Below are 14,191 nucleotides of genomic sequence, written 5' to 3'. Positions count from 1 at the left end.
CTTTACCAGCGTGCAAATATAACCGGAAGCAGGAGGCTGCTCTGATCTGTGCTTTTATAGGCACAAATAAAAAACCACCTCGTCAGAAGTGGTTTAGGTTTGATACCAAAAACGGGTTCGGCTAAGGCTTACTCATTACGGTCATTATATGATCGGCCAGCACGCCCGCATACGGCGCGGTCAGCATAGTCATATGATTTCCCGGGCTCAGCAGAGTGGTAAATTGTGTCGCGTATTCACCCCAAACCGCTTCGCGTTGTTCCCGCTCTGCGCCATTCGCTTCTTGTGCATTAATGCTATGCAACACCCCCAGGTAACGCTCGCGGGGAATATAGGACGTATTGAGATTTGCGTACAACACATGGAAAACCCCGGCCAGCAACGAAAGCGGCGTGTTACGGGTGTAAACCCCCGCCTCAATCAAAAGTTGGTGCAAACAGATAAGCCGCTGGTCTGGCTCCATTCCCAATAGCGCGTCCTCTGTAATGGGCAGTTCCCGGTTCAGCATCAAATTATAAATACTGATTAATTTCATCACTGCCCCAAGGTGGCTGACCGGCGGTTTAATGCCGGGTGAGCGGCTATCAATGATAATCAGACTGGCAACCGTCTCCCCTTGCGCCTGTAATTGCAGCGCAATTTCAAAGGCTATCCAGCCGCCAAAGGAGTGCCCAATAAGGCGATATGGCCCAGAAGGCTGCCGTTCGCGCATCGCGCAGATGTAATCACGAGCCGTTTCTTCAATTGTCAGATGCGGCATTGTTTTTACATTGGTGAGCCCGCGTGCCTGTAGCGCATAAACAGGAAGTTTTGCAGGCAAGAGCCCCACAAGTTCGAGAAAACTGAATGCGGATGCACCAGCGCCTGGGATGCAAAATAGTGGCATTTCGCAATCTGCCCCTTCCTGCATAACAACCACCGGGTGAGAGGAAGATCGGGGAAGCAGATCTGCCGTCATTTGCCTCGCCAGTTGTGCCAGGAACGGCGGTTGCATAATCGATAAATGCGTTCCACCAACAATATGTAGCGACGAGTCGCTGCTTACTGTGCCATGCCAGCCACGCCAGATATCGTCGCTTTCATCCGGGTTTGCCGTATAAAGATTGATGGTGAGATCCGCAGGAGTCGGCTGATACCGTAACCCCAGCGGCCTGAGGTACAACACCGTTTCCATTCGTAGCCATAGATCCTCATAGCGAATATCCTTCGGCAACCAGTTATGTTCGCTACAAAGATCAAAAACGGCTTGCATATCAATGGGAGTTTGCAGCTGTGCCAGTATCGACCTTTCGCTCTCCGGTACATGCATGGATAAGAAATTGACGATCATATCGTCGCGCAGGGCCTGCTCGCTGCTCGTGCTGAAACCACGCGTTTGATGCGCAGCCGGATGATAGCTATCAATCATGCCGATAAAGGCGATCTCTTCCCCGCTTCGCTGCAACTGCACCGCTATTTCATAACTGATAACGCCCCCCAAAGACCAGCCAGCAAGATGGTAAGGTCCATGTGGCTGTACGCGACGGATGGCTTCAACATGACAGGCGGCCAGTGCTTCCAGCGATGTCGGCGGATTCTCTGCGGTATGCAGACCAAGTGCTGAAAGTGCATAGACGGGGCGATCAATTCGCAACATCGTCGCCAGAGGCGAATAGACCAGCGGATCGCCGGAAGGCTCGTGCACCAGAAAAAGCGGCGGCTGCGCACCTTCGCCCCGTAGCACAACGGGATTATCGACAAAAGGTGAAGCGAGTGACTTTTCCCTGTCCTGAATGACGCCAGCAAGCTGCGCCAGGGATGGATTAGCAAAGAGTGTCGCCAGCGAGATAGCGAGTCCTGCTTTTGCCATGCGGTTTAACAGCTGAACCGCCAGTAAAGAGTGGCCGCCGAGTTCAAAAAAGTTGTCGTGCCGCCCGACCTGCGACAGCCCCAGCAGGTCGCACCAGATAGCGGCCAGCGCGTTTTCCACCTCACCCACCGGGGCCTCATCCCCTCGGGTGACCAGCGCAGCACGATCCGGCGCGGGCAGCGCCTGCCTGTCCAGCTTGCCGTTCGGGGTGAGCGGGAAGCTTTCCAGCGTGACAAACGCAGCGGGCAGCATGTACTCCGCCAGCGACTGTGCCAGCTGCTGACGAAGCTTTGCAGGCTCCGGCGTGTGACCGGGTTCTGCCAGCAGGTAGGCAACCAGCCGTCTGTCGCCCGGCGCATCTTCCCGTGCAATCACCACCGCATCACGTACGCCAGCGCACGCCGTCAGGCAGACCTCGATTTCCCCGAGCTCGATGCGGAAGCCGCGCAGTTTGACCTGAAAATCATTGCGCCCGAGAAACTCAATGTTGCCGTCCGGCAGCCAGCGACCCAGGTCACCGGTTCTGTACATCCGCTGGCCGGACGTGAAGGGGGCCGGCAGGAAACGCTCAGCCGTCAGTTCCGGGCGGTTCAGGTAACCGCGCGCCACGCCGTTACCAGCGATATAAAGCTCGCCGCAGATCCCCAGCGGTACCGGCAGGCCGTGCTTATCCAGCAAAAAGATCTGTGTGTTGGCGAGCGGTTTTCCGATACTCGGCGTCGCCAATGTTTTATCAATCATGCACATGCTGGCATTGACGGTGCACTCCGTCGGACCATAGGCATTCACAAAACGGATCTGCTCAATGCTTTGCATTGCCGACCATGCCGATAAAGGGATCGCATCGCCACCAACAATGACCGTATTGGGATACTCTCCAATGCCATCGTGTAAACCTGCGTCAAGCAGCCCTTGCAGTTGAAGCGGGGTACAATCAGCAATGTCGATACGCTGTCGACGCAGAAAATCTAAAAAGGCCGGCCCCTCTTTGCGCACCTCTTCGGGCACGACAACAACCGTATGTCCCGACAATAATTGCAACCAGCACTGCACTGACGCATCGAACACCATACTGGCATTCATAGTGATACGTGACGCTTGCGGTAGATCCAACTGGAGCTGCAAGGCGGCGTACAAGTTAATCACATTGCAGTGCTCAACCATCACCCCCCTGGGTTTTCCGGTGGAGCCCGAGGTGTAAATCACATACGCCAGATGCTGCGGCGTCAGTCCCTGCGGCTCCGGGTTGTGTTCCGCCACCCCCTCCTCCGGCTCCGCATCCGTCAGCACCACCGGCAGCGTGGCATTCAGCGTCTGCGCCAGCCCACGCTGCGTCACCAGCGCCACCGGCGCGGCATCCGCCAGCATATAATCCAGCCGTCCCGCCGGGTACGCCGGGTCCAGCGGCACATACGCACCGCCCGCTTTCAGAACGCCCAGTATCGCCACCAGCACATCCGCGCTGCGCGGCAGGCACACCGCCACCCGCTCGTCCGGGCGCACGCCCTGCGCCAGCAGCCGGTGCGCCAGCCGGTTGGCCCGGCGGTTCAGTGCAGCGTAACTGAGCGTGATATCCCCGCAGACCACCGCCTCCGCCTCCGGGGTGCGCGCCACCTGCGCCTCAAACAGGCGGTGTATCAGCCCCTCAGCCGGAAGCGCCGCCCGCGTGGCGTTAAACGTCACCAGCAGCTGCTGCCGCTCCCCTTCAGGCAGCACGGGGAGGTTCAGTACCGGGCGCTGCGGCTCATGCGCCAGCGCCGCGCTCAGCGACGCCAGCGTGGTCAGCAGATAACCCAGCTGGCGCTGCGGGTCGATGCCCCCCGCTGTCTGCGCCGTCAGGATGAACCCCTCCCCGGTGTCATCCACCGAGAACGCTATCGGGTAGTGGGTCCGCTCCTGCGCCTCCAGCAGCCGGATGCCTTCACGCACAAGATTGCTGCGCGCCGGGCTGTGGCGGTAATTCAGCAGCGTGCTGAACAGCGGCTGCGGCTGCGGCACCCCGCTGCAGCGCAGCGCCAGCGCCAGCGGCGCCTGTTCATGCTCAAGCAGCGCCGCCAGCGCATCCCGCGTCGCCATGACCGCTTCCTCCACGCTCTGCCCGGCCAGCGACACCCGCAGCGGCAGCGTGTTGATGAACATGCCGGGGCCGGATTCACCGCTGTCACCGGCCTGCAGACGCCCCATCAGCACGGTGCCGAACACCACGTCATCCCGGCCGCACAGCTGCGCCAGCAGGCGGGCCAGCGCCGTGTGGAACAGCACCCCGGGGCTGACGCCCAGCCGCCGCGCCTGCGCGCGGATGTGCCCCGCCAGCGTGGTATCCAGCGCCTGCCGGGCTTCCCCGCATGCCCCGCCGCTTTCCCGCGTGTCAGTAATGTCATACGGTGCGGTCGGGGTGCTGATATCCGCCAGCCGGGCGCGGAACCACGCCTCATGCTCACTCTGTGGCACCCGCAGCGTGCGGGCGATAAAGTTGCGGTAGGGCACCGGCGCCGCCAGCGCCGCGCTGTTGCCGTCCAGAATCTGCGTGATTTCATCGCAGACCAGCGCCATCGAGATGTGGTCGCAGACCAGATGATGAAACTCAAGCGCCAGCAGCCACTGCTGCTGTGCCGGGTCGTGCACCGTCTGCGCGCTGAACAGCGGGGCGCGGCTGACGTCCATGCGCCGCGGCTGGCTGGCCTGCGCCCGCAGCTGTGCGGCGACATCCTGCCCGCCCTGCGGCACAAACGCCGTCACCGGCAGAACAGCCCGACGCCGGACCACCTGCACCGGGCGGGACACGCCCTGCCAGCACACCGCGCTGCGCAGGATGTCGTGGCGGTCAATCACCTGCTGCAGCGCCGCCAGGAATGCCTCCAGCTGCGCGCGGGTGTCAAAGGCCAGCAGGCTGCTGAGCAGGTAGGCATCCCCCTGCGCCTGCAGCAGATGGTGAAACAGAATCCCCTCCTGCAGCGGTGACAGCGGGTAGATGTCCTGCACGTTCGCTGCACCGCCCTCCACCGTGCCCACCACCGCATCAGTCTCCGCCTGCGACAGACTGACCAGCGGCAGCATGCCGGGCGTGATGGCCTGACAGTGCACCGGGATGCGTGGCGGCGGCACCGGCGTATCCGCCTCCAGGAGGGTGATGCGCCGGGCCATGTCAGCCAGCACCGGGGCGGAGAATGCCCCGCGGATATCCAGCGTCATCCCCTGCCCGCGCAGCCGCTCCAGCAGGCTGACCACCATCAGCGAATGACCACCAAGCTCAAAAAAGTTGTCCTGCCGCCCGACCTGCGACAGCCCCAGCAGCTCACACCAGACGGCAGCCAGCGCGGTTTCCACCTCACCTGCCGGGGCCTCATCCCCCCGGGTCACCGCCGCCGTGCGATCCGGGGCGGGCAGCGCCTGCCTGTCCAGCTTGCCGTTCGGCGTGAGCGGGAAGCTCTCCAGCGTGACGAACGCGGCGGGCAGCATGTACTCCGCCAGTGACTGCGCCAGTTGCTGGCGCAGCCGGGCAGGCTCCGGCATGTGACCGGGCTGTGCCAGAAGATACGCGACCAGCCGCTTATCACCCGGCGTGTCCTCCCGCACCATCACCACCGCGTCGCGCACGCCGTCACATTGCGTCAGGCAGGCCTCGATTTCCCCCGGCTCAATGCGGAACCCGCGCAGCTTGACCTGGAAATCATTGCGCCCGAGAAACTCAATGTTGCCGTCCGGCAGCCAGCGCCCGAGGTCGCCGGTCCGGTACATCCGCTGGCCGGGTGTGAACGGATCCGGCAGAAAACGCTCTGCCGTCAGTTCCGGACGGTTCAGGTAACCACGTGCCACGCCGTTGCCAGCGACATAGAGTTCACCGGTCACACCAAACGGCACCAACTGGCGGTGACTGTCCAGAATGTAGATCCGCAGATCGGCGAGCGGACCGCCAATTAAACTGGCGCCATGCGAGGTGATATCTGAAGGCGCTATTTCATACCAGGTGGCATGCACGGTGATTTCCGTGATGCCATACATATTGATAAGACGCGTATTACGGTTTGATGCGTTGTTAATCCACGGCACCAGAGAGCGCATTTCAAGCGCTTCGCCGCCAAAGATAATGCAACGCAGGGTATGTGGAGTTGAGTCCTGGGCAGCAATCAACTGGCGGAATGCGCTGGGGGTTTGGTTGAGCACCGTAACCTGTTCGCTGCACAGCAGCGCATAAAGCGTTTGGGGTGAACGGGCGCATGCGGTTGATACAATAATCAACCGTCCACCCGAACATAACGCGCCGAATAACTCCCAGACGGAAAAATCAAAAGCAAAAGAGTGGCATAGCGACCAGGCATCGTTGCTATTAAAGCTAAAAGCAGGCTGGCAGACGGTTAAAAGTCGGGTGATATTCCGGTGTTCAACCATCACGCCTTTCGGCTGGCCTGTGGAGCCGGACGTATAAATAACGTAAGCCAGATGGTGCGCCGCCAGGCCGAGAGATAATGGCTCAGGGTTGTTCTCATCATCTTCATCAGCAACGGCTGGAAACGGCGCATCCATTAACACGGTAGGAATAGCGCTGTTCAGTACCTGCGCAAGAGCAGAATGGGTTACCAGTGCGGTGGGGGCGGAATCTTCCAGCATGTAATTGAGCCGTTCGCCCGGATAGACCGGATCCAAAGGAACATAGCCCCCGCCCGCCTTGAGGATACCGAGGATGCCGATCACCATATCCAGGCCACGTTCCAGGCAAATAGCCACGCGGTCATTCGGACGTACACCCATTCTGATGAGCTGATGGGCCAACGTATTTGCCCGGCGGTTCAGCGCGTCATAGGTTAATGAACTCCCCTCGAAAACGGCAGCGACAGCCTGTGGCGAGCGACGGGCTTGTGCTTCAAACATTTCATGGATTAATAGGTCAGAAGCGTCACTTTCTATAGCGAGAGCAGGCTGTAGCAGTTGCTGGCGTTCATGTGTCGATAAAATCGGTAACTGAGACACTGGCGTATCACTATTCTGCAGTACGCCTTCCAGTAATACAGCAAGGCGAGATTGCATAATCTGAATATCTTCAGGTGTGAAATAGTCGAGGGAATAATTAAATTCAACACAAACCGAGTGGCTCTGTTTATTATTGCTGGTGATGGCGTACTGATTAATCGTTATCGCTAAAGGATATTGTGCCCGGTGATGAGGTTCGATGGTATGAATTGTCGCACCTTCCAGATGAATGTTCACGTCGTAAGGTTCATAGGATAGCGACATATCAAATAAATTGGCTCTGCCGGTATTTTGCTGTTTTTTTATTCTCCGGTTGATTTCCGTAATGGGTAACCGCTGGTGTTTGTAGCAAATACGTAATTCATCGGCAGCTTTTTGCATCACATCAGAAAAGGAATCTTCATCCGTTAATCTAATGCGAACCGGGATAACCGAAGCATACATTCCCACCGCCGCTTTTTGTTGTGCATTTCTTCGATTATGGAGTGGTATGCCGAAACAAATATCATCAATGTTTTTTATTCTTTTAAAATAACAGGAAAAAAGGGCATACATAAAATGCAATACCGACAACCCATATAAAGAAGCCACCTGTTCAATACGCTGAAAAAGATTTTCCTCAAGCATCCAGGTCACGGGCTCAGGCAGATATGATGCCGGCGTCCGGGTTGTCGCCAACGGAGGGAATAATGGCGGCGGCAATGTCGTATATCGCTCAAGCCAAAAAGCCAGGTCTTTGATGCACTGCTTCGCACTCAGATAAGCCGCATCACTGGCAACAAAATCGGCATACGATAACGCAGCGCCTGCAGATAATTTCTCCCCACGAATAAGACGACTGTAATTTTCGCTCAACTCTGCGTTAAGCAGGCTCAGACTCGTTCCGTCGGCGATAATATGATGGCAGCACAGTTGCCAATACCAGCGATTATTACCGGCGTAGATTAATGCGCTGCGCCATAACCTTTCAGCCAAATTAAATGGCTGAGTAAAGTTTAACTTCACGTATTGTTCAGCTTCATTTATTGGGTTATCCGTTGCCGAAAAATCCTTAAATTCCATTAATGGCAACGCGGAAGAATCAAAATATTGTGCTGGAGACGTACCGGCAACTATCCGCAAACGAAATGCATCATGCCGCTTAATGACGGAATCAAACGCTTTAACCATGATATCGGGAACGATATTGCCATCAATGATCATCACGCTCCCTATATTGTAATTTGTTAATTCAGGATTGAGTGTCTGTGCAAACCAAATCGCTTGCTGATCTGAACTCAATGGAAACGGCGACGCAGGAAGCGCTGTACATTCTTTCGCCACTGATGCACTGTCTAAAAAGCTATTATTGGGAGATATGTCCATATATTCCAACCTAATGAATGAAAGCCAAAGCGTCTTAATTAATTGACAGCACACTTTTTTTCAGAAAACAGAGTGCTATCAAGTAATATCCCTGATGAATGTTTTTATCCTTTAAATGAACAACTAATTATTCATTGCAAACGCAGGAGATCTTGTCGCCAACGTTGCGAACCGAATGAGGTAAAACTCAACATGTTTTAACAATAAGCCTATCAATTAGTGCAACCATCCATTCTCTACACCAGCTATATCCATTTTGAAAGGCAGGAAATAATACCAAGGGAAATCAATACATCAGCGTTACATCATATAAAAAACGCGATTAATCAGTCACACCCTCTAATCTATAAAGTTATTTACTTCTCATTAAAACCCTCCGTCGCGAGTAATAAGCCTTACAAATTGATAATAAATACCTTTTAAGTCTATATGGCAAGAAAATATATCACCACAACAACATCACCATGATATTTACAGCACCATGCGCTTGATAATAAAGATGTTATTATTTTTAATTTGGCGAAAATATTTTATATTTCCATTTATCACCACAATGAAAAATTCTGAAAGGAGCTTTTTATTATTCTGTGAAATTATTCATGAGGTGGATAGATAAGTGACAATATAAAAGAAAACCTTAACGTTGATGGATGATAATAGTGTGATTTCCTCAAGACGATTCTCAATCACCGCGCCTTTGCGGAGAAAGAAATGCGTGATGGCTACCGCACCTGCGGTACACTGATTGCGTTTGCTAGCAACATGTTACCGATGAGACAACACATTAACTTATTGATAGATAAAATGTTTACTTCACAACTAAGCCATTCCTGTTCTACTTTCGTGATGCACTCGGAAACGGGGTTCATCACGCAATTCCCGGCAATGGCTTACTGCCAGGTCACATTCGACGCAACCGCTTACCAGGATGCGCTTTTTAGCGAATATGCCATCCCTTTTCCCCCGGTGCTTGATAAAGCGGTAGCAAAACGGCGCGCGGAGTACCTGGCGGCTCGCTATGCCGCCAGACAATTATTACAAAACGCGGAATGCGATGGTCACGTGGGTACGTCTCCCGGCCGGGAGCCCGTCTGGCCTGCGGGCTGGTGCGGCAGCCTTTCTCATACCCGTGGTCACGCCATTGCTATTATTGCGCCGCGTAACGCAGGGTTAACGCCCGGCATTGATATTGAAATGTTCGACGCCAAGGCCATGAGAGAGACAGCGGAGATGTTCACCAGCCCTGAGGAGCGGCGATTACTTGCCGCCTGTGGCTTGGCGTATGAAACGGCGTTACTGATAGTATTTTCCGCCAAAGAGAGTCTGTTCAAAGCGCTCTATCCTGACGTGAAATGTTTTTTCGGTTTTGAAGCGGCACGGATTTGTAGCATCGATACGGCGGCAGAAACTTTTACCCTTGAGCTAACGCAGTTGCTGACGCCAAAGCGCAAACAAGGATGCCAGTTTAATGGCCAGTATCTCATCGAGGACAATCGCGTGATTACGCTGATCGCGTAAGGCAGTAGGCGGGTATCAAATCAGGAAAGGCAGCAGCGATCGCTGCTGCCTTTTGTTGCGATTTACAGACCGACAATAGTGCCGGTATTTGTGATCGCATTCGCTTCGAGATCAAGGCCGTAAAAACCGCCCAGAACCGCGTCCTTGCCGCTGTTCGTGACTTTATTCGCGGTCACTTTCGCGGTGCCATAACTCAGCATATTGAGATAGTTATACACGTTACCGTCTGTTTTCACGGCTAATGCATAATCACTGACAATATTGCCTCGGTTATTAATATCCTTTACCGCATCAATCTTAATGCTTTGCCCAAGCATATTACTGTTGCTGTTGTTAGTAACGTGCCGTTGGGTAGTAAGGGTAAGGCTGGTTCCCGCCAGGATATCTTTAAAGTTCTCGATACCGTTCAGGGCATTAATCGCCAGTGCGTTATTAGCGGCGATGGTGTTGCGGTTATACAGCACACCTTTTAACACGCTGAAATTCACATCGCCCTTACCGCTGATCCAGCCGTAATTGGTGGTGCTGTTATCTACGGTCAAGTTCAGGTTCTTATCCGAAGCGATAACGCCTGTTGCCGTTCCATCTTCCAGCTTACCGTTGCTGTAGTTCTCAAGGTAAGCAGAGGTGATGTCGAGGTTACCTGCGCTATATGTCATCGCATAGTTATTATAGAAAACACCGGCCGCCTTAATAATGGCGTTGGCACCGCTCATCAATATGCTGCGAGTGTTATCGAAAACGCCCCGGGACAGCACGTTAAGCGGGCCGTTCTCTGCCAGAATGCGGCTGTTAGTGTTGTAGATATTCTGTGCGGAAAGCGAGACGCCCGCGTTACCCACCATGCCCCCCACATCGCCTGCGACACCAAAATACTCGCCGTTGTAATAACTGAAGTTATTACCGTCTCTGTTTTCAATATTGCCGACAGCATTTACGGTAAGTGTTTTATTCGCGGCAATCAGCGCCGTGTTGTTATAGATACCTGATTTGGAATCAATGGAGATATTTTCACCTGCGATTAACCCGTTGTTGTTATCCACCGAGTTGGCAACCAGCTTGATATCGCCCATTTGAGAGGTCACAGAACCTTTGTAACTATCGAAGTTGCCCGTCAGAATCAGGTTAATATCGCTTAAGCCAGCAATCTGACCATAATCATTGAGCAACCTGTTGCCGCTAATTCCGACATCACCAGCTGAGGTGATCTTACCGTTATAGTTATCAACCGTTCCTTTTGCCGCCACATTAACATCGCCAGTCAGGGAACGCAGCGTGCCACGGTTATTACCCACATTGCCATTAGAGGTAATCGTCAGATCACCGCCTGCTTCAATAAGGGAATTATTGTTGTTGACGTTGTTTGCGGTAATCGCGACATCACCAGCGCCCAGCATATAGAGGTAGTTATAGAGATTACCTTTAGTCACAACGTTCATATCGCCGTCGCTGACAATATTACCGCGGTTATTAATATCGTTTACCGCGTTAATAGTAATCCCGTTACCGACCATATTGCTGTTGCTGTTATTTGCCACATGACGTTGCGTATCCAGCGTCAGGCTGCCGCCTGCAGAGATATCTTTAAAGTTCTCAATACCGTTCAGGGCATTGATCGCAAGCGCCTTATCAGCTGCAAGGGTATTACGGTTGTAAAACGCCCCTTTCGCAACATTCAGCGCCACTGCGCCTTTACCATTGATCCAGCCGTAGTTCGTGAAATTGTTGTCCACATTCAGCGTAAGATCTTTTTCTGAGTTGATGAAACCTGTGGCGTTATTATCGATAAGCGTGCCGCTGCTGTAGTTTTCCAGGGAAACGGTATCGAGTGTGAGGTTGCCTCCGCTGGAAATCGTTGCGTAGTTATTGTAGAAAGCCCCGCCGGTTTTGATTGCGGTATCCGCCCCGCTGACCATCAGCGCACGCGTGTTATCAATGTTCCCTTTCGCTTGCAGGCTCATTGGCCCATTTTCTGCAATGATGCGGCTGTTGTTGTTGTAAATATTCTGCCCGGAAATCTCAACGCCACCTTTACCGATTAAGCCACCGGTCTGTTGCGGCATGCCGAAATAGAGGCCAAAGTCATTGCCAAAGCGATTACCATCACGGTTATCAACATTTCCGCCCGCATGGATAGTCAGCTTTTCACTGGCTAATACCAGCGATCTGGTGGTGTTTACGCTGGCTTTCGCGTCGAGGGAGATATTTTGCCCCATCATGAAACCGCCGTGGGTATCGACCGCATTTGCACTCAGTGAGATATCACCTTCTTCCGCACTCACAACGCCGATATAGTTGCTCAGGTCGCCGTTAACCGACACCTCCACGCCCTTCTTGCCGCCGATGCCACCGTAGTCATTACGATAAGAATCGCCCTTCACAATCACTTTGCTATTGGAAAGAAGATTACCGGAATCATTATTGACCAGGCCCTTACTGTTTAGTGACACATCGCCGTTCGATGCGATCTGACCACCGCTGTTATTGATGCTGTTTGCGTTGATTACTACACCAGTATCGGCTGCGATACCTAAGGAGTCGGAACTGACGGTATCCGCTGTTTTGGTGCTGCCGTTGTTGATAGTGCCGCCAGACAGGATGTTGATATGGCCGCTGGCAGAGCGGATCAGGCCCTTGTTATTGTCGACATTGCCAAGGCTGACAATGTCCATGTCGCCTGATGTTTCCAGAATACCGCTGTTGTTGTTGATCGCACCGGATTCAAGCCCCAGATAGCCGCCGTGGATCTGACCGTTACTGTTATTTAGCGTACCGGTTTTTAAGGTGACAATACCTGCTTCGATACCAACATCGTTTCCTTTACCCACGTTGGTAAACGTATTGTTATTGGTATCGACAGCCAGCACACCGCTGGCGGCAATTTTGCCGTTGGTGTTATCAAATTCGCCGCTATTAACGTAGATATCTGCCGTCGTCGAAATCGTACCTGAACGGGCATTAACAATAGCGTTCTTATTAGTATCGAGATAAATAGCACCCGCAGAAGTAATAAGACCCGTTGTATTGTCCAATTTGCCGTTGGTATTAATCTTTGTCGAACCGGTCGATTGAATCTGTGCATTACTGTTCAGTAGCTGACCATTGGCATCAATGCTGATCCCGCCAGAGCCACCGGCAATGACGCCCTGATTACGCACGCCCACGCCGCTTTCGGTACTAATAAGATTAATTTTATTCGCGTACATGCCGCCAACTTGTGCAACGTCAACGCTATAGCTGTTACGCGAGCCTGACGCCGTGACCGTTCCGGTCACCTGACCGGCAGTATTAACGTAGTTATTACCCGCAACAATATTCAGTTCATCTGCGGTTACTTTTCCGCTGAGCACTACGTTGCGCGACAAAATTTCAGTAGGGCTGGCGTTATCCAGTTTACTGATAGTAATAGTTCCGCCGTTTACGGAATAACCTGCAAGTTTGTCATTCTGAATATCTGGTGTGCCGGTGGTCAGAGTGAGTTTATCAGTATTAATCGTACCGCCACCATTTACCGTAATGCCATTGGGGTTGGCGATAATTAATGCAGCTTTATCACCCGCCACTTCCATCATGCCATTAATCGTCGATGCATTTTTGGAGGTGACTTCGTTGAGAATAACTTTTGCTGACCCGGATGTCAGATTGCTGTTACCCTGGATGGTGCCGCCTAATACGGTATCGGATGCTGAACCGCTGTTATTAAAAATAACGCCATTTTTATCGACGTTGAGGTTGTCCCAGACGTTATGTGACAAGCCATTACTGTTAGGTTTACTAATATCCACGACCGGCACGCCATTCGCATTATATAGCGTGCCATTTTTCATACTTAAACCAGCGGAATGCGCAACAGCAGGTAATGCGAATATCATTGCAACCGTCAACGGAGCCAGCTGAGTTCTCACAAGGCGTTGGACTTTCTTTTCCGAATTAATCACGCTTTTGCTTCCCTTTAATTAACCTTCAGAACCAATTTGAAATAAAACGTTCTCAGTCTTGTTTCCTGAGCCTGGAATCGATTTTTTATTCGAATGAATTTATTGGTAACTTCACCAGGCATACCGAATCAGAATAAAAAATGAAACCTGGCACCTCGCGAGACGTCTGGTTTTTACAAAGCCTGTGAAAGAATTAACATCAGGATTGAACATCGCAGTATCCCGCGAGCGGGGAATAAATCAAGACCGGGCTAAAAACTAACAGGGGTTAACAAATAGAACAATATGCCATACTTCAAAATCAGATGATTCATTTGGTCTGGCGAGTGAAAAACAGACAATCGAAGTGCATCATTTAAAATATAACTTAGAAGCATTAAGACAATAAAAATATCGTTGCAGAATTATCTATCAAAGTAATATAACAAGCCTCAATGTTATTAACCTGGTAAACATAATTATTCGCCACTCAACTTAATAAAATAAAAATACGTTGCGTAGGCAATTAGCTTTGAGCTAATAACAAAAAACCCGGTAGCGCACCGGGTTTGTT

3 protein-coding genes are annotated in these 14,191 nt (G+C 52.5%); 1 reads left to right on the top strand and 2 read right to left on the bottom strand.

Annotation, left to right across the window (positions count from 1 at the left end; all coding sequences use genetic code 11):
• Positions 1-121 precede the first annotated feature (121 nt).
• Positions 122-8,182 (bottom strand): non-ribosomal peptide synthetase, encoded by an 8,061-nt coding sequence (locus tag C813_RS26495; RefSeq protein ID WP_083200598.1) that lies wholly within the window; start codon positions 8,180-8,182, stop codon positions 122-124.
• 804 nt (positions 8,183-8,986) lie between these two features.
• Here C813_RS26495 and C813_RS26490 point away from each other — a divergent pair.
• Positions 8,987-9,700: a 4'-phosphopantetheinyl transferase family protein gene (locus tag C813_RS26490; RefSeq protein ID WP_025263838.1), complete on the top strand. Its 714-nt coding sequence runs from the start codon at positions 8,987-8,989 to the stop codon at positions 9,698-9,700.
• A 62-nt stretch (positions 9,701-9,762) separates the two neighbouring features.
• On the opposite strand, the gene C813_RS26485 is transcribed toward C813_RS26490, so the two are convergent.
• The gene (locus C813_RS26485; RefSeq protein WP_017457526.1) at positions 9,763-13,527 is read right to left on the bottom strand and encodes a two-partner secretion domain-containing protein; all 3,765 of its coding nucleotides are present in this window, start codon (positions 13,525-13,527) and stop codon (positions 9,763-9,765) included.
• Positions 13,528-14,191: the final 664 nt, after the last annotated feature.

The organism is Kosakonia sacchari SP1 (genome assembly GCF_000300455.3).
In the GTDB taxonomy this organism is placed as follows: Bacteria; Pseudomonadota; Gammaproteobacteria; order Enterobacterales; family Enterobacteriaceae; genus Kosakonia; species Kosakonia sacchari.
Note: the sequence above shows the minus strand (reverse complement) of the source record. Positions and strands in the feature narration are given on the sequence as shown.